This is a genomic window from Nocardioides sp. (genome assembly GCF_036493135.1).
GTDB lineage: Bacteria > Actinomycetota > Actinomycetes > Propionibacteriales > Nocardioidaceae > Nocardioides.
Window position 1 is genome coordinate 13,706 of sequence record NZ_DASXQG010000090.1, and the last position, 17,333, is coordinate 31,038.

At 71.7% G+C, this 17,333-nt stretch carries 13 protein-coding genes; 10 read left to right on the plus strand and 3 right to left on the minus strand.

The window, feature by feature from the left end; all coding sequences use genetic code 11:
- Window positions 1-5 precede the first annotated feature (5 nt).
- The 4 genes from VGJ24_RS16790 to VGJ24_RS16805 all read left to right on the plus strand — a co-directional run bounded on the left by VGJ24_RS16790 (window position 6) and on the right by VGJ24_RS16805 (window position 6,353).
- On the plus strand, window positions 6-3,884 hold the full coding sequence (locus VGJ24_RS16790; protein WP_331501786.1) for a DNA polymerase III subunit alpha: 3,879 nt from the start codon (window positions 6-8) through the stop codon (window positions 3,882-3,884).
- 19 nt (window positions 3,885-3,903) lie between these two features.
- On the plus strand, window positions 3,904-4,635 hold the full coding sequence (locus VGJ24_RS16795) for a methyltransferase domain-containing protein (RefSeq protein WP_331501787.1): 732 nt from the start codon (window positions 3,904-3,906) through the stop codon (window positions 4,633-4,635).
- 12 nt (window positions 4,636-4,647) lie between these two features.
- Window positions 4,648-5,847, plus strand: coding sequence for a DNA polymerase IV (gene dinB / locus VGJ24_RS16800; RefSeq protein ID WP_331501788.1), 1,200 nt, complete (start codon window positions 4,648-4,650; stop codon window positions 5,845-5,847).
- A 137-nt stretch (window positions 5,848-5,984) separates the two neighbouring features.
- The gene (locus VGJ24_RS16805) at window positions 5,985-6,353 is read left to right on the plus strand and encodes a DUF3040 domain-containing protein (RefSeq protein ID WP_331501789.1); all 369 of its coding nucleotides are present in this window, start codon (window positions 5,985-5,987) and stop codon (window positions 6,351-6,353) included.
- A gap of 43 nt (window positions 6,354-6,396) precedes the next feature.
- Here VGJ24_RS16805 and VGJ24_RS16810 read toward each other — a convergent pair whose 3' ends face one another.
- Genes VGJ24_RS16810 through VGJ24_RS16820 form a run of 3 tightly spaced genes read right to left on the minus strand, consistent with a single transcriptional unit; the run spans window position 6,397 to window position 11,073 of the window.
- Window positions 6,397-8,799, minus strand: a complete 2,403-nt coding sequence (locus tag VGJ24_RS16810; protein WP_331501790.1) for a DUF3488 and transglutaminase-like domain-containing protein — start codon at window positions 8,797-8,799, stop codon at window positions 6,397-6,399.
- Window positions 8,796-10,103 (minus strand): DUF58 domain-containing protein, encoded by a 1,308-nt coding sequence (locus VGJ24_RS16815; protein ID WP_331501791.1) that lies wholly within the window; start codon window positions 10,101-10,103, stop codon window positions 8,796-8,798. Before VGJ24_RS16815 ends, VGJ24_RS16810 begins: the two co-directional genes overlap by 4 nt.
- The gene (locus VGJ24_RS16820; RefSeq protein WP_414691105.1) at window positions 10,096-11,073 is read right to left on the minus strand and encodes an AAA family ATPase; all 978 of its coding nucleotides are present in this window, start codon (window positions 11,071-11,073) and stop codon (window positions 10,096-10,098) included. Before VGJ24_RS16820 ends, VGJ24_RS16815 begins: the two co-directional genes overlap by 8 nt.
- Before the next feature lie 422 nt (window positions 11,074-11,495).
- Here VGJ24_RS16820 and mraZ point away from each other — a divergent pair, with 422 nt between their 5' ends.
- The 6 genes from mraZ (at window position 11,496) to VGJ24_RS16850 (ending at window position 17,331) form a co-directional block, all read left to right on the plus strand.
- Complete coding sequence (mraZ, locus tag VGJ24_RS16825) at window positions 11,496-11,921, plus strand: division/cell wall cluster transcriptional repressor MraZ (RefSeq protein WP_331501793.1); 426 nt, start codon at window positions 11,496-11,498, stop codon at window positions 11,919-11,921.
- Window positions 11,922-12,175: 254 nt separating this feature from the next.
- Window positions 12,176-12,340, plus strand: a complete 165-nt coding sequence (locus VGJ24_RS16830) for a hypothetical protein (RefSeq protein ID WP_331501794.1) — start codon at window positions 12,176-12,178, stop codon at window positions 12,338-12,340.
- Window positions 12,341-12,348: 8 nt separating this feature from the next.
- Window positions 12,349-13,335: a 16S rRNA (cytosine(1402)-N(4))-methyltransferase RsmH gene (gene rsmH / locus VGJ24_RS16835; RefSeq protein ID WP_331501795.1), complete on the plus strand. Its 987-nt coding sequence runs from the start codon at window positions 12,349-12,351 to the stop codon at window positions 13,333-13,335.
- Window position 13,336: 1 nt separating this feature from the next.
- Window positions 13,337-13,954, plus strand: coding sequence for a hypothetical protein (locus tag VGJ24_RS16840; protein ID WP_331501796.1), 618 nt, complete (start codon window positions 13,337-13,339; stop codon window positions 13,952-13,954).
- 21 nt (window positions 13,955-13,975) lie between these two features.
- Window positions 13,976-15,805, plus strand: a complete 1,830-nt coding sequence (locus tag VGJ24_RS16845) for a penicillin-binding protein 2 (protein ID WP_331501797.1) — start codon at window positions 13,976-13,978, stop codon at window positions 15,803-15,805.
- A gap of 86 nt (window positions 15,806-15,891) precedes the next feature.
- The gene (locus VGJ24_RS16850) at window positions 15,892-17,331 is read left to right on the plus strand and encodes a UDP-N-acetylmuramoyl-L-alanyl-D-glutamate--2,6-diaminopimelate ligase (RefSeq protein ID WP_414691110.1); all 1,440 of its coding nucleotides are present in this window, start codon (window positions 15,892-15,894) and stop codon (window positions 17,329-17,331) included.
- Window positions 17,332-17,333 lie beyond the last annotated feature (2 nt).

Below are 17,333 nucleotides of genomic sequence, written 5' to 3' on the forward strand. Positions count from 1 at the left end.
CCGCGATGGACCCCTTCGTCCACCTGCACGTGGCGTCGGGCTACTCCCGGCAGTACGGCGCCTCCCATCCGCACGTGCTCGTCGAGCGCGCCGCCGAGCACGAGATGGACACCCTCGCCCTCACCGACCGCGACGGCACCTACGGCGCGGTCAAGCATGCGTTGGCGTGCCGGGCCGCCGGGCTCCGGCCGGTGCTGGGCGTCGACCTCGCGGTTTCTCCGGTGGTCGAGGAGCCCGCGCAGCGGGCGTCTCGAAACCACCGACCGCGCACCCCGGTGCGCGGTGGCGCGTTCCGCGACGACCGCCGGGTGCCGCGGGTGACCTTCCTGGCCGACGCGAGCCACGCCGGCGGCCGGGCCGGGTGGGCAGCGGTGTGCCGGCTGGTCTCCGCGGTCCAGCTCGCCGGCGAGCGCGGTGCCCCGGTGGCCGACCTTGCGGTGCTCGCGCCCTGGCTCGAGAGCGGCGACGTCGTGGTGCTGCTCGGCCCGGCCTCCGAGCTCGGTGCGGCCGTGGCCCGTCGCCGCGACGACCTGGCCCGAGCTGCGCTGGCGCCGTGGCGCGAGGTGGTGCCCGCGGAGAACCTCCTCGTCGAGCTGGTCTCCCACCGGCTGCCCCAGGGGCACGGCGCCGCCTGGGGTCCGGGCACCACGCCCCATGCCGCGCGGATGGCGGGCCTCGCCCGTAGCGTCGGGCTGGGCACGGTGCTGACCAACGCCGTGCGCTACACCGACCGTCGCGACGCCCCGGTCGTCGACGTCCTCGACGCGTCCCGTCGTCTGGTCGCCCTCGACCGACGCCACGTAGACCGGGCCAACGCCGAGGGCTTCCTCAAGTCCGGCAAGCAGATGCTGGAGATGGCCGAGGAGATCGCGCGGCTGTCCGGGCTCGGTGACTCCGATCGTGGAGCGCAGCGGCTGCTGGCGCAGACCCGGCAGGTCGCCGACCGATGCGCGCTCGACCCGCGCGCCGACCTCGGGCTGGGCGAGGTGCACTTCCCGGAGTTCGAGGTCACGAGCACCGGATCGGCGCTCCTCCCGTCGTTCGTCAGCGGTTCACCCGCCGACGATCTGCTCCGTGCCCGCTGCGAGGGGGCGATCGGCCGTCGCTACGGCTCGGCCCCGCGCCAGCGCATCTGGAAGCGGCTCGACGACGAGCTGGAGATGATCCGCGGCCTGGGCTACGCGTCGTACTTCCTGACCGTCGGCGACGTCACCGACCTGATCCGCGACATGGGGGTGCGCTGCGCGGGGCGCGGTTCGGGTGCCGGCTCGCTGGTCAACTACCTGCTCGGCATCTCCGGGGTCGACCCGATCCGCCACGGCCTGCTGATGGAGCGGTTCCTCTCGCCGCTGCGCGCGTCGCTGCCCGACATCGACATCGACGTCGAGTCCGCCCGGCGCGAGGACATCTACCGCGCGATCCTCGACCGCTACGGCGGCGAGCGCTGCGTGTGCGTCTCGATGATGGACACCTACCGCGTCCGCCACGCCGTCCGCGACGTCGGCGCCGCGCTCGGGATGCCGCCCGGCGAGACCGACGCGATCGCCAAGGCCTTCCCCCACATCCGTGCCCGCGACGCCCGGATGGCGATGCGCGACCTGCCCGAGCTGCGTGCGGCCGGGCTCGACCACGAGCGGCTCGACCTGTTCTTCGACCTCGTCGAGCGGCTCGACGGGCTGCCGCGCCACATCGCCGTCCACCCGTGCGGGGTGCTGCTCTCCGACGCGACCCTGCTCGACCGCACCCCGGTCGAGGCCAGCTTCGTCGGGTTCCCGATGAGCCAGTTCGACAAGGACGACGTGGAGGACCTCGGGCTGCTCAAGCTCGACGTGCTCGGCATCCGGATGCAGTCCTCGATGGCCCACGCCGTCGACCTGGTCCGGCACACCGGCGGCGGCGAGATCGACCTCGACGACGAGGAGCAGGTGCCGTTCGACGACCCCGCGACGTTCCACATGATCAGCCAGGCCCGCACCCTCGGGGTGTTCCAGATCGAGTCGCCGGGTCAGCGCGAGCTGGTCGGCAGGTCCGGCATCGAGACCTTCGAGCAGATCATCACCGACATCTCGCTGTTCCGGCCGGGGCCGGTCAAGAGCGACATGATCACGCCCTACCTCGAGACCAAGCACGGCTGGTCGGAGGCGACGTACCTCCACGACGACCTGCGTCCGATCCTGCGCGAGACCAACGGCGTGGTGGTCTTCCACGAGCAGGTGATCGAGATGATCGCCCAGTTCGGCGGGCTCACCAACGCCGAGGCAGACGAGAAGCGCCGGGCGCTCGGTGACGTCGAGGGGATGGCCGAGACCAAGCTCTGGTTCTTTCCGGCCGCCCTCGGCCGCGGGTACTCCCTGCCCGTGGTCGAGGCGGTCTGGAAGGTGATCGAGGCGTTCGCGTCGTTCGGCTTCTGCAAGGCGCACGCCGCGGCGTTCGCGCTGCCGACCTACCAGTCGGCCTGGCTCAAGGCCCACTGGCCGGCCCACTTCCTGGCCGGCGTGCTCACCCACGACCCCGGCATGTATCCCAAGCGGCTGATCCTCGAGGACGCCCGCCAGTGCGGCATCGCGATCCTCGGCCTCGATGTGAACGCCAGCGAGAAGACGTACGTCGTGGAGCGGATGTCGTCGCTGGACGAGCCGCCGCCGATCGTGCTCGGGCAGACCTCTCGCCCCGACCCCTCCGAGCGCGGCTGGCCCGACGGCCGGGCCTGGGGCATCCGGCTGGCGCTGGCCGAGGTCAAGGGCATCAACGCCGGCGAGGTCGAGCGCATCGTCGCAGCGAGCCCCTACCACTCGCTGACCGATTTCTGGCACCGCGCGCAGGTCTCCCGCCCGATCGCCGAGCGACTGGTGCTGGCCGGGGCGTTCGACTCCGTCTACGGTCTCGGCTCCACCGTGGGGGCGACCGGAGGCGTGCGTCGGCGGACCAAGGTCACCCGTCGCGACCTGCTGCTCCAGGTCGCCGAGCTCGACCGACATGCGCGGGCGGTGCAACGCGCCGGCCGGGCCCGAGGGCTCGCCGCGGGCCGGCTGAGAGGAAGAGGTACGCCGGTGCCGCGGCCGTCCGACGTCCGGGTCGCCGACGCCGCCGCCCGCACCAGCACCGACCCGGGTGCCCGCGAGGGCTCGGTCCCGCTCGAGCGCCACCCGCTGGCCAGCCAGGGGGTGTGGGCCAAGGCGGCCGCCCAGTCCCGCGCGACCGCCGACCCGCGCCCGGTCACCTCGGTCCAGCTGACCCTCGACCTGGGTGACGAGCCGCAGGAGCACGTCAGCGGACTGCCCGAGATGAACGCCGAGGAGCGGATGCGCGCCGAGCTGGAGATCCTCGGCCTCGACGCCAGCCGTCACGTCGTCGACACCTACGCCGACTTCCTCGACGCCCTCGGCGCCGTCCGCAGCCAGGACCTCCTCCGCCAGCGCAGCAGGTCCGAGATCCTGGTCGCAGGGGTCAAGGTCGCCACCCAGACCCCGCCGGTCCGGTCCGGCCGACGAGTGGTGTTCCTGACCCTCGACGACGGCACCGGCCCGGTCGACGCGACGTTCTTCGAGGACGCCCAGGGCCCCTACGCCGCCACCGTGTTCGGCTCCTGGTTGCTCGTGGTCCGCGGGGAGGTACGCCGGACCGGCCACCGCGGCATCTCCCTGCGCGCCACCGGTGCCTGGCCGCTGACCGACCTCCACGCCCGCTGGCAGCAGGACGGCGTCGACGCGGTCCGCGCCCACCTCGCCGTCGTGCCGGCGTTCGAGGAGGTCACCCGGCACCGGGTGCTGACCCACTCCAGCGGCTTCCAGATGTCGCCGTACGCCGACGTGAAGCCGCCCGGCGAGGCGGTCAAGGACGTCGCCCGCAAGCTGTGGCACCGCAGCCCCGGGAGCCCGGGGTGAAAGCCCTAGGCTGGCGCGCATGTCCACCCCCGCGAACGAGCGCACCGGCCGGGGAAGCACCCGCACCGCCGTGGTGTGGTCCGGGCTCGAGCCTGTGCTCGTACGTGGGCCGCGCGACGTCCTCGACATCGGTGGCGGCACCGGCGGGCTCGCGGTCCGGGTCGGGGAGCTCGGCCACCGGGTCACCGTGGTCGACCCCAGCCCCGACGCCCTCGCGGCGCTCGACCGCCGGGCCCGTGAGCACGACGTCGCGGTCACCGGCCGACAGGGCGACCTGTCCAGCCTGCTCGACGTCGTCGGGCCCGACAGCGCCGACGTCGTCTTGTGCCATGGCGTCCTCGAGGTCGTCGACGACCCGGCCGCCGCGCTGGCGACCCTGGCTCGCGTGGTGCGGCCCGGGGGAGTGCTCAGCCTGCTGGTCGCCCAGCGTCACGCCGCCGTCATCGCCCGGGCCATGGCCGGCCACTTCCAGCAGGCGCTGGAGATGCTCGAGCCGGCCGACCCCGTGGCTCCGAGCGGGCGCATCGGTCGCCGCCACAGCTATGACGAGCTCACCGCGCTGGCGAGCGGTGCCGGGTTCGTCGTCGACACCGTGCACGCGGTCCGGGTGTTCACCGATCTCGTCCCGGGTTCGCTGCTCGACCTCGAGCCGGGCGCCACAGCCGCCCTGGTCGAGCTGGAGCAGGCCGTCGCCACCCGGCCGGAGTACCTCCCGCTGGCCACCCAGCTCCACCTGCTCGCGCATCGCTGACCACGAGGCGTCATGACCGAGGACATGACGCAGACGCCGATCCTGCACGTCGACATGGACGCCTTCTACGCCAGCGTCGTCGTCCGCGACCGTCCCGAGCTGCGTGACGTCCCGGTCATCGTCGGCGGAGGCTATCGCGGCGTCGTGCTGTCCGCCGACTATCTTGCCCGGAAGACCGGCGTCCGCTCCGGGATGCCGATGACCCGGGCCCGTCGGATGTGCCCCGACGCCGAGGTGGTCTCACCCGACTTCGACACCTTCACGACGGTCTCGGCATCGGTGATGGAGAACTTCCGTCGGATCACCCCGCTGGTCGAGGTGCTCTCGCTGGACGAGGCTTTCCTCGACGTCCGCGGCTCGACCCGGCGACTCGGCGCGCCGGTCGAGATCGCCGAGCATCTCCGCGCCACCATCCACGACGAGCAGGGCATCACCTGCTCGGTGGGCGTCGCGGGGTCGATGACACTGGCCAAGATGGCGAGTCGCTGGGCCAAGCCCGACGGCGTCTTCGTCTGCACCCCGTCCTCGGTGACCACACTGCTCCACCCGCTCGACGTCGGCGAGCTGTACGGCGTGGGGGAGAAGACCTCCGAGCTGCTCCACCGGTTCGGGCTGGCGACGGTCGGCGACATCGCCCACACCCCGGTGCGCACCCTCCGGCGCGCGGTCGGCGACCACCTCGGCCGTCACCTCCACGACCTCGCCTGGGGCATCGACGACCGGCAGGTCGTCGCCCGCAACGCCAGCTCGTTCTCGTTCCTGGGCGACCCCGACAAGTCCATGGGTGCCAGCGAGACCTTCGGCCACGACACCGACGACCGCGAGGTGATCGTCCGCGAGCTGCTCCGCCTGACCGACCGGGTGACGACCCGCATGCGTGTCGCCGGCGTGGCCGGCCGCACCGTCACCATCACCGTGCGGTTCGCCGACTTCACCACGATCACCCGCTCGCGCACCCTCGCCGAGGCCACCGACGTCACCCAGGAGGTCTTCCACGAGGCGGTCCGGTCGTACGACGCGCTGGGGCTGCAGCGCGCCCGCATCCGGCTGGTGGGAGTGCGGCTCGAAGGGCTCGTGCCGCGTGAGCGCGTCCATCGTCAGCTGCTCCTCGGCCAGCGTGACCACGGTTGGTCCGAAGCCGACCGAGCCGCCGACCGGATCGTCCGCAGGTTCGGGACCGGCACCGTCCGGCCGGCCAGCCTGCTCTCCTGACCCCGTCCGACTTTCATCCGAACCGGGGGAGGTGCGTTCGCCGAACCGATAGTCACAATTTCATCCGGCTGCCTACCGGATGCCCGAGTGGCTGCTTACACTGGCCATGAGGCTGTCACCTGTGAGGGGAGGTTCCCGTGCCGCTCTCCGAGGAAGAACTGCGAGCGCTCGAGCAGATGGAACGCGCCCTCGTCCAGGAGGACCCCAAGCTCGCCTCTACCCTTCGCGGCACCAACCTGCGCCGCGCCGCCCAGCGCCGCGCGATCCTGGCCGGCGTCTGCTTCGTGGCCGGCATCGGCGTGATGATGGCCGGCGCCATCGGTCGGATCACCCTGGTCGGCATCCTCGGCTTCGTGGTCATGCTCGCCTCGGCCACCGTCGGCCTCGCCGCGCTCCGCGGTACGTCGAGCGCCCACAAGCCCGCGGTCCGCGGCGGTCAGCAGGCCGGCTCGATGCTCGATCGGTTCGGCTCCCCATGGCGCCGCCGACACGACGACGAAGCCTGACCCACCGACGACACCCGAGCCCCAGGTCAGCCGGGCCCCAGGGTCAGCCGACGTGGTCGACCACGCCGCCGGCCGCTACGGCCTCCGGCTCCCGCTCGAGATCGGCCCGCGCTGCGGCCCGACGGCCACCGCCCCACAGCGAGCGCGGGAACCAGCGGGCCCGGCGCAGCGTGCTCCGCGGGCAGCCGTTCTCCAGCGACGCGATGCAGGTGTGCACGTCCTCGGCCAGGGCGCCGGGAACGTCATCGGCATACCGGGCGTACCGCACTCGCTCCAGGGTGAGCACGATCCGGTCGAGCGCGTCCTCGGCACCGGGCGCGAGACCGCGTCCGCGCGGCGGACGGACGAGCGGGGCGCCGTCCGGATCGGGTCCGAACCAGGCGGCGAGCAGGGAGCCCGTCTCGTGCGGGGACCGGCTGCCCGGCCAGGCGACACCGAGGTCAACGGCCGTGTCACGCAGCTCGAGCCACGCCTCCTCCACACCACCGTCGAGTCGCCGACTGCGACGGCGACGCCGCACCGCGCCCGGCACCAAGGCGATGGCGCCCAGCAAGCCGAGCACCAGGACGCCGATGAGGATACCGATCCACGGGATCGTCGGGCCCGAGCCCGAGGAGCCGGTGTTCGTCGTCGTGTCGTTGAGCCCCGATGTCGGCTTGCTGCTCGGGTCGGTGGGCACCCGACTCGGGTTCTTGGTGCCCTTCGGGTTGGACGGCTTCGTCACCTGACCGACCGTGTACTTCGGCACGGCTCCGGCACCGCCGGGCGCGCTGCTGGCGGGGGTGGGCTCGAAGGTCACCCAACCCGATCCGCGGAAGTACACCTCGGGCCAGGCGTGCATGTCGTAGGAGCTGTACTCGTACCGGTCGTTGCCGGTCTTCTTCGGCTCCAGGAAGCCGATCGCGACGCGGGCCGGGATGTCCAGCGTGCGCGCCATCACCGCGAAGGCCGCGGCGAACTGCTCGCAGTAGCCGACCCGTCCGCCCTTGCCCTTGACGAGGAACCGCAGCAACGCTTCGTTGCTGTCACCCCCCGCCCTCTTCAGGCTGTACCGGAAGCCACCGTTGGTGCGGAACCAGTCCTGCAGCATCACCGCGCGCTCGAAGCGGGAGGTGGCGCCCTTGGTCACCCTGTCCGCCAGATCGCTGACCAGGTTCGGCAGGGTGCTCGGCAGCGCGGTGTACGGCTCCTGGATCGACAGCGGCGCGGTCAGCGAGTTGGTCATCGAGTAGTTGGACAGCTGCGGCTTGAGCCCACTCATCGTCCAGGTCAGGCCGGCGGTGTTGGTCGAGTCGTTGCTGGCGATGAAGTCCATGGTGCCGGCGTCCCAGTGCCAGTCGCCCAGCGCGTTCACGCTCGACACCGGGAACATCGTCGGCAGCCAACGCGAGTCGAACTGGCTGGTCGCGGTGACGGTGTAGTTCTGCGGGTCGGTGATCACCGTGTCCGCCAGGCCCTGCTCGGGGAAGGGCAGCAGGCCGTTGGCGGTCTGGCCCTGGACGATCGAGCGGTTGCCGCTGGTCCATTCCACCCCGTTGAACTGGGTGAGCACCGCGATCCGCAGGTACGACGGGTTCGTGTCCAGGGTCTTCACCGTCAGCAGCGGGACGTCCGAGCCCCGGTGCAGATTGCGGTTCATGTCGGCGACCGGGTTGACGACCTTGACGCCGTCGCCGCTCCCGCCCGGCCCGAAAAGTCCGAGCCCGTCCAGATGAAGGGTCGGGATGAAGACCGGGAGGATCACCGCGAGCACGACCGCGACACTGCCGACCGTGGTGGCGCTGGTCTTGCTGGCGCCCGTGCGGACGCCGAAGCCGTTGGGATCCGCGGACGCTGCGGAACCGCCGAGCGGCCTTCCCCAGCGGGTGATGTGCGCCGACTCGTGCAGGAACATCATCAGCAGGAAGCCGGAGGCCGCGAGCAGGAAGACGAGCCAGGAGACGCCGTCGCCGATCACGCTGATCGGTACGCAGTAGACCGCGAGCAGCGGCAGACCTGCGAGCGGCACCCGCCGCATCCAGCAGGCGAGGACGTCCACCACGAAGAGGGCGAGCGCGCCGCACGGGATCAGCAGCGGCGCGATGCCGGGGACCGTGGTCGGGATGGGCGGCTGGTAGGTCTCGGCGCTGGTCCAGGCTTCGCCGATCCGGTCGGCGAGGTCATGGGTGCTCGAGACCGGGTGGATCGGTGAGCCCCCGAGCATCAGCCAGACCAGCGCAGCGATCACCAGCACGTGCAGAAGGACACCCACCCGTCGCGGGATCGGGGCGGCGCGGAGAACGGTGCCGGCGACCGGCACCACGGTGGCCACGAGGATCAGCGGGCCGAGGAACGCACCCCACTCGTCGCTGAACCCCTTCCACGACAACATCGTGAGCCACGTCGTCGCGGCGGCGACGGCCGCCAGCGGCAGATCGCGGCGGGCGTCGGCAGACATCGCTTTCATCTGCCCCCCTGGGTGATGGGTCGGATCTCGTCCGCGGCAGCACCCGACCGAGCCGCGTGGGCGCTGGTGCGGCCGAGGTCCTGCCAGACCAGGTCGAGCCGGTCGCGCGGTCGCAGGGTGACGGCGCGCCAGCCCTGTCGAACCAGCAGCGGCCGCGCCGAGTTGGGCACCACGCCCAGTCCGGCACCGCTGCTCGGCGCCCAGGCCGAGACGTCCAGGGCGAGCGCGAGAGCCGTGCCGGCGTGGTGGTGCATCCGCCGCAGCCTCGGTCCGTCGGCCTCGGTGATCGCACCGATCACCGCGAGCAGCAGACCGCCGTGCGTGGACTCTGCGAGCCATCCGGTGTCGATGCGGGTGTTGGTCACGGGCTGGACGACGGCGAGCGCCTCGAGCATGGCCCGCGTGTTGAGCTCCGGGTCGCGCGTGTGCCAGGTCGTGCTCAGGTCGTCACCGGACGAGGTGACCAGCCGGACGGTGAAGCCGCGCTGTCCCAGGTGGACCGCGATCGAGGCGGCGGCCGACACCGCGGCCTCGAGCGAGGAGGCGATGCCCTGTCCCTGGTGGGCCGACAGGCGGTTGTCGACGAACAGCGTGGCGCGTGACTGCCACGGCTGCTCCTCGCGGCGGACCATCAGCTCGCCGAAACGCGCCGAGCTCCGCCAGTGGACCCGGCGGAGGTCGTCGCCCCGTCGGTACTCACGCACGGTGACGTCCTCGGCACTGCCGATCGCGAACGCGCGCGGGCGGTTGTCGCCTGAGCCGGTCCAGGCGCCTCCGAGCGGGATCGGCGGCAGCGGCACGGTGCGCGGCGTCACCGTCAGCGTCGCCGTGCTGCGGAACGAGCGACCGAGCTCGACCAGGCCGAACGGGTCGCTCACCCGCACGCTCATCGGGCCGATCTCGTAGCGCCCGCGTACGTCGGACCTCACCTGGTACGTCGCATGGCGCCGCCAGCCATGGCCGATGCCGTCGAGGACGAACCGCGGCCGCGTGCCGAGGACGTAGGGGACGTGGTCCTCGAGCATCAGCACGCCGGACGGTGTGCGTCCCTCGTTGGTCATGGTCAGCTGGACGGTCGCCGGCTGCCCGGCGGTCACGGTCTGCGGCCCCACACTGCGCACCAGGGCCAGCCGGTAGCGACTGCGACCCAGGGTCATCGCGGTGAGCAGGGGGAGCGCGGCGATCAGGACACCGACCCGGGTCAGGGTCGGCTGCCCGAGCAGGATCGCGCAGACGACGGCGGTGATCCCCGCAGCGAGGAACGCCCGTCCGCGGACGGTCAGACCGGAGAGGGCCTCACGCACGGGTCCCCTCGGGGACGGGTACCGAGCTCATGAGGCTTTCCAAGATGCTGGCCGTGGTGCGGCCTCCCATGGCCGCCTCGACGCTGGGGATCAGCCGGTGCGTGAGCACGCCCGGCGCCAGTCCCAGCACGTCATCGGGCAACACGTAGTCGCGACCCTGGATCGCGGCCGAGGCCTTGGCCGCCCGCACCAGGTGGAGCGAGGCTCGCGGCGAGGCGCCGAGCGCGAGCTCCGACGTACGGCGCGTGGCCGCGGCCAGGGCCACGGTGTAGCGCTGCACGGCCTGCGAGACGTGGACCTGGGTGACGATCTCGATCAGCTTGCGGATCTCGACCGCGTCGGTGACCGGCTCGAGGTCGTCCAGCGGGCTGGACATGGTGTGGGAGTCGAGCATCGCGATCTCGGCGGCCTCGACCGGGTAACCGACGGACAGTCGCACCATGAAACGGTCGCGCTGTGCCTCGGGAAGGGCGTAGGTGCCCTCCATCTCGATCGGGTTCTGGGTCGCGATGACCATGAACGGCGGCTCGAGGGTGTACGTCGTGTTGTCGACGGTGACCTGCCGCTCCTCCATGCACTCCAGCAGCGCCGACTGGGTCTTCGGCGACGCACGGTTGATCTCGTCGCCCACCACGATGTTGGCGAACACACCGCCCGGCCGGAATTCGAACTCGCGACTCTCCTGGTTGTAGACCGAGACGCCGGTGACGTCCGACGGCAGCAGGTCGGGGGTGAACTGGATGCGCCGTACCGAGCTGTCGATGCTCCGCGCCAGGGACTTGGCCAGCATCGTCTTGCCGACACCCGGCACGTCCTCGATCAGGAGATGACCCTCGGCCAGGAGCACCGTGATCGCCGCAGAGATGACGTCGGGCTTGCCCTCGATGACGCGCGTGATGTTGCCGCGGACCCTCTCGACCACCCTGCTGAGGGTGTCGAGATCTGCCCCCTGAGATACCGGACCAGGCACGAGCCGTCCCTTCCTTCTCAACGTCGCGCACGTGGCGCCCACCCGTGCGACCCGCCTCTCGGGCGCACTCCGTCAGCCGGCCGCGACAGGTCGTGCAGGACAACCTACGTGGCGGGCGCCACGTTGGTTCTGACTCCCGGGATAACGGTTCGGTTGCGGATTGCCCCGGAAGCCGTCGGTCCGCGCCCGGCCCGTCGCCCGGCCCGACTCCAGCCTCCTCCTCCACTCCACTCCCCGCCAGCGTTCCCGATGCCCCACTTCGCTCCACCTCTCCCGTGGTGCCGCCTGAATCGTCCGCCCCGAGGACCCCGCCGACGCGCGGAACGACCGCTGCGACTTGGGTGAATGTGGTTGACGGTGGAGCAAAGTGGAGTATGGTGGCGGAAAGTGGAGGATGGGTCGAGCCAGGTGGAGGTGCCCGGATGTTCGTGGGCTCCTACACCCCCAAGCTGGATGAGAAGAACCGGCTCTTCCTGCCCGCCAAGTTCAGGGAGCAGCTCGCGGAGGGACTCGTGGTGACGAAGGGTCAGGACTTCTGCCTCAACGTCTTCCCGCTCGCCGACTTCGCGGCCATGACCAACCGCATCCAGGAGGCACCGCTCACCGTCCGCCAGGCACGTGAGTACGGGCGGTTCCTGGCGATGCGGGCCACCGAGGACAGGCCCGACAAGCAGGGGCGGATCACGATCCCGCCGGTGCTGAAGGAGTACGCCGGACTCGACCGCGAGGTGGTCGTGATCGGCGCACTGAACCGGGTGGAGATCTGGGACCCGGACCGGATCGCCGCCTGGGAGGACGAGCACAGCCAGACGTTCGCCGACATGAGCGAGGACGTCTTCCCGGCCTAGCCCCGAGGCGCCTCCACCGACCACCCACCGACCACACACAAGAGAAAACAGGATTCGCACAGCGAGGTCTCGCGCCCGCTCCCGTCATCTGGGGCACCTTCCCCGGTTCCAGACGACCTTCCCCACGTCGTACCCGACGCCGACCTGATGGCCCGGGCTCGAGGGAGCGGGCAGGGACCTGACTGGGCGAATCCTGTTTCACCAGCACCACAGCAACCACCAGTCCGTCAGTGCCATCGAGCGGGGTCGAACCGATGAGTCTCACATCCACTGCAGCGCCGGTCGCGGCGAACGGCGTGCGCCGCGTCCGCCACCAGGCGCGCGACGTGATCGTGATGATGGCGTTCTCCGCGACCACGTCGATGGCCGTCGCCGCGGGATTCCTCCTGCTGGCCCACGTCTCCAGCGCAGGGCGCTAGGTCGAGCGATGACCACCCCTTCCCACGTCCCGGTGCTCCTCGACCGGGTCGTTGCCCTGCTGCAGCCTGCGCTCGGCCACGAGGGTGCTGTGCTCGTGGACGCGACACTCGGGCTGGGCGGCCACAGCGAGGCCGTGCTCGCCCGGTGCGAACTCGCCCGGGTCGTCGGCATCGACCGCGACCCGGAGGCGTTGCGGCTGGCCGGCGAGCGGCTGGCGTCGTTCGGCGACCGCTTCGTCGGCGTCCACGCGACGTACGACGAGATCCCGGACGTGCTCACCGGCCTCGGCCTCGACCATGCGGACGGAGTCCTGTTCGACCTCGGCGTCTCCTCGATGCAGCTCGACGTCGCCGACCGCGGTTTCGCCTACCGCGAGGACGCGCCCCTCGACATGCGGATGGACCCGACCATCGGCCCGACCGCGGCCGACGTGCTCAACACCTACCCGCGAGACGAGCTGACCCGGGTGCTCCGGGAGTACGGCGAGGAGCGGTTCGCCCCGCGGATCGCCGCCGCCGTCGTCCGTGAGCGCGACCTCGAGCCGTTCTCGACGTCCGCGCGGCTCGTCGAGCTCCTCTATGAGCAGATCCCCGCCCCCGCACGGCGTACCGGAGGACATCCGGCCAAACGCACCTTCCAGGCACTGCGGATGGAGGTCAACGACGAGCTCGGTGTGCTCGGTCGCGCGATCCCGGCTGCGATCGACGTCGTCACGGTCGGCGGGCGCGTGGTCGTCGAGTCCTACCACTCGCTCGAGGACCGCCTCGTCAAGCGGGCGTTCGCCGCCGTCACGCAGGTCGACGTCCCGCCGGACCTCCCGTTCGTCCCGGAGGACCGCCAGCCGGCGCTCCGCCTGGTCACCCGCGGCGCGGAACGAGCCGACGACACAGAGATCGCCGACAACCCGCGTGCCGCGTCGGTCCGGCTGCGAGCCGTGGAACGAGTCCGCCCCCGCACCACCACCCACGATCGCCGAGGCAAGGGAGCCGCCTGACATGAGCAGCACCGCACCAGCCCTCCGCGCCCGTGTCCCACGACTTGCGGGCGCCGCCCTCGAGCGCGCGCGGCTGACCGTCGTCCCCAAGCGCACGCGACGCCGTACCAGCCCGGTGCCGTTCCTGCTGGTGATCTCGATGCTCGCGGTCGGCGGGATCGTCGGCCTGCTCCTCTTCAACACCTCGATGCAGCAGGCGTCGTTCGCGGTGACCGACCTCCAGCGCCAGTCCGACGCGTTGCAGGCCCAGCGGCAGTCGCTGCAGATGGATCTCGACAAGCTCCGTGACCCGCAGAGCATCGCCCTCAAGGCCCAGCGGATGGGGATGGTGCTGCCGGACAGCCCGGCCGTCCTCGACCTGCGCACAGGCAAGGTGCTGGGTCACCCCGTCCCGGCCACGCGGCTCGACCCGCTCCGGCTGCTGGCGCCGCCGCCGATGAAGCCCGCCGAGCTCGACCCGCCGGCGCACGTGACCGTCGTGCACGAGCCGGCGACCCACCACGACGGCGGGAACTCGACAGGCAACACGGCGCGCGGGTCACACGACAACGGCCATCGCACGGGTAGAAATGACCACACCAGCCACACAAGCAACACCGGACACACCCGTAACCACTGAGACGGATCAGGAACCCCTACGGTGCCCACCTCCAGCCCGCGCGGCCGCTCCGGTCGTACGCCGGCCGCGCGCAACCGCCGCCCGGGTGCGGCGGCGCGGGCCCGGGTACGTCGTTCGCTGCGCGGCTCGGCGCCGCTGCGGCTACGGACCGGCTTCGTGTTCATCGCCCTGGTGATGTCGTTCTTCGGGGCCCGACTCGTGCAGCTCCAGGGCATCGAGCCGGAGAAGTACGCGACCCTGGCGGCCTCGACCGGCGGCACCGTCACCGTCGAGCTCCCCGCCACGCGCGGCAAGATCCTCGACCGCAACGGCCGGGCCCTGGCCGACTCCGTCGCCGCCCGGATGGTCGTCGCCGACCCGGTGCAGACGACGAAGACGGCGCCCGACCTGGCCCGCTTCCTGGCCCGGCGGTTGCACGTCGACTACTTCACGACGCTGCGCGCGCTGACCCAGAAGGGCTCCCGCTTCGCCTACATCGCCCGTCGCGTGCCGGCCTCGCTGGCGGTCCGCGTCGTCAACGCGGCCACCGACGCCGGCTACAAGGGACTGGCCACGCGCAACGACCCGCTGCGGATCTACCCCGACCACGACGTCGCCGCCAACCTGGTCGGCTTCATGGGCACCGACGGACCGCTGGCGGGTCTCGAGCTGACCTTCGACAAGGAGCTGGCGGGCTCGGACGGCTCGGAGACCTACGAGGTCGGTGCCGGCAACCGCATCCCGCTGGGCCACAGCACGGTGACGCCGGGAGTCAACGGCACCGACCTGCACACCACCATCGACGAGGACCTGCAGTGGTACACCCAACGGGTCCTGCGGCAGACGGTGCTGGGGGCGCGAGGTGACTCCGGCTTCGCGGTGGTGATGGATCGTCGTACCGGCGAGATCCTCTCGCTCGCCGACTACCCGACGTACGACGCGAGCAACCCGCAGGCCTCGCCGCCGAAGGACCGCAACTCGCTGGCGATGACCAGCCCGTACGAGCCGGGATCGGTAGAGAAGGTGCTCACCCTCAGCGGCCTGATCGATGCCGGCAAGGTCACCGACCGCACCCGGCTGCTGGTGCCGGGCCAGCTCAAGAGCGGCGACCGGATCATCCACGACTGGTTCGCCCACGGGAACCTCAAGCTGACGCTCGCCGGAGTGATCGCCCAGTCGTCGAACATCGGTACGGCGAAGTCGTCCCGGCTCTACCAGCACGGCCAGCTGCGGAGGTACCTCACCAGGTTCGGCCTCGGGCAGCGCACCGACATCGGCGTCAACGGTGAGACGCCCGGCCTGCTGCCGAGCACCGCCCAGTGGAACGGGATGCTCCAGGACCGCATCGCCTTCGGCCAGAGCGTCTCGGTCAACGGCGTGCAGATGGCGGCGGCGGTCAACACCATCGCCAACGGCGGCGTCCACATCGACCCGAGCCTGATCGAGGGCAGGGCCACCACCAACCTCGGTCAGGTCGTCGGCACCGACGAGGCGACCAGCCACCGAGTCGTCAGCCAGAACGCCGCCCACCAGATGACGCAGATGATGGAGCGCGTCGTCGACCCCGCCGTCGGGGTCGCTCCGAGCGCGCAGGTGCCGGGTTACGTCGTGGCCGGCAAGACCGGTACGGCGCAGCGCGTCGGTCCGACGTGTGGCTGCTACAACGGCCAGTTCACCGTCTCGTTCGCGGGGTTCGCGCCGGCGGACAACCCGCGGTTCACGGTGTACGTCGTCGTGCAGAACCCCAAGAACGGCGGCGGTGGCGGAACCATCGCCGGGCCGGCGTTCAGCAAGATCATGTCGTTCGCGCTGCGCCGGTACGGCGTACCCCCGACCGGAGCGCAGCCCTCGCACATCCCCACGACATGGTGACTCTGCCCGCGATCGCAGCCCGATAGCCTCTGCCCGTGGCGAGCGACACCGACGCACTGGCCCTCGCCGAGCTCCTCGACCGGCTGATGGCCGAGGGCCTGACCGTGCTGGGGACCGGCGACCTCACGACCTCGGTCACCGGCGCCACCCTCGACTCCCGCCGGGTCTCGCGGGGCGACCTCTACGCCGCGCTGCCGGGCGCGCACGGCCACGGCGCGACGTACTGGCAGCAGGCCCACGACGCCGGAGCGGCCGCGGTGCTGACGGACGCAGAAGGCGCCGGCCTGGTCGGTGACGGTGTCCCGGCGCTCGTCGTCCCGGAGGTGCGGCCGGTGCTCGGCCGCGTCGCCGCCCTGGTATACGGCGAGCCCGCCGCCCGGCTACGGATGATCGGCGTCACCGGCACCCAGGGGAAGACCACCACGACACGCCTGCTCGAGAGCGGCCTCACCGGCGCCGGTGTCCCGGCGGCGGTGATCGGCACGGTGGGCACGCGGATCCTGGGGGAGGACGTCACCAGCATCCTGACCACGCCCGAGGCGCCGGACCTGCAGCGCCTGTTCCGGCGGATGGTGGATGCCGGCGCCGAGGCGTGCGCGATGGAGGTCTCCAGCCATGCGCTGGTGATGGGCCGGGTCGGCGGCATCGTCTTCGACGTCGGTGTCTTCTTGAACCTCGGGCGCGACCACCTCGACTTCCACCGCGACATGGACGACTACTTCGCGGCCAAGGCGAGGCTGCTCGACCCGGACCACTCCGTGCGCGGGTTGGTCTTCGTCGACGACGCCTGGGGCGAGCGGATGGCCGGCCGGGCGAAGGTGCCCGTGCAGACGCTCTCGGCGACCGGCCGCGACGCGGACTGGGGGATCGCCGGCCTCGTGCTGTCGCCGACCGGCGCGACGTTCCGGGTGCTCGGGCCGGACGTGGACGTCGCCGCCGGCTGCCCGATTCCCGGGTTCTTCAACGTGGCCAACACGCTCGCGGCGATCGCCGCCGCGGCGACCGCCGGTTACGACGCCACAGCGGTGGCGCGCGCGATCGCGGACGGCCCGGGGGTGCCGGGGCGCCTGGAGCGCATCGACGAGGGCCAGGACTTCGCGGTCGTCGTCGACTACGCCCACAAGCCCGACGCCGTCGCTGCCGCGCTCGCCACCCTCCGGCCGCTCACCCGCGGTCGCCTGATCGTCGTGCTCGGCGCCGGGGGAGATCGCGATCCCGGCAAGCGGCCGTTCATGGGTGAGATCGCCGCGCGCGACGCGGACCTGCTCGTGGTCACCGACGACAACCCGCGCACCGAGGACCCTGCCGCGATCCGCCGCTCGATCCTGGACGGGACCAGCGGCGGGACCGCCGAGGTGCTCGAGATCGGTGACCGTCGTGCCGCCATCGCCGAGGCCCTACGACGTGCGCGGGCCGGGGACGTCGTCCTGGTCGCCGGCAAGGGGCACGAGAGCGGCCAAGAGATCGCCGGCGTGCTGCACCCGTTCGACGACCGCGTCGTCGTCCGCGAGGAGCTGCGCCGGTGATC

What these genes read in the sequence shown, in the direction of transcription:
- VGJ24_RS16790 (WP_331501786.1), top strand. Translation starts at nt 6, where the DNA reads ATGGACCCCTTCGTCCACCTGCACGTGGCGTCGGGCTACTCCCGGCAG.
- VGJ24_RS16795 (WP_331501787.1), top strand. Translation starts at nt 3,904, where the DNA reads ATGTCCACCCCCGCGAACGAGCGCACCGGCCGGGGAAGCACCCGCACC.
- dinB (WP_331501788.1), top strand. Translation starts at nt 4,648, where the DNA reads ATGACCGAGGACATGACGCAGACGCCGATCCTGCACGTCGACATGGAC.
- VGJ24_RS16810 (WP_331501790.1), bottom strand. Translation starts at nt 8,799, where the DNA reads ATGAAAGCGATGTCTGCCGACGCCCGCCGCGATCTGCCGCTGGCGGCC.
- mraZ (WP_331501793.1), top strand. Translation starts at nt 11,496, where the DNA reads ATGTTCGTGGGCTCCTACACCCCCAAGCTGGATGAGAAGAACCGGCTC.
- VGJ24_RS16830 (WP_331501794.1), top strand. Translation starts at nt 12,176, where the DNA reads ATGAGTCTCACATCCACTGCAGCGCCGGTCGCGGCGAACGGCGTGCGC.
- rsmH (WP_331501795.1), top strand. Translation starts at nt 12,349, where the DNA reads ATGACCACCCCTTCCCACGTCCCGGTGCTCCTCGACCGGGTCGTTGCC.
- VGJ24_RS16840 (WP_331501796.1), top strand. Translation starts at nt 13,337, where the DNA reads ATGAGCAGCACCGCACCAGCCCTCCGCGCCCGTGTCCCACGACTTGCG.
- VGJ24_RS16850 (WP_414691110.1), top strand. Translation starts at nt 15,892, where the DNA reads ATGGCCGAGGGCCTGACCGTGCTGGGGACCGGCGACCTCACGACCTCG.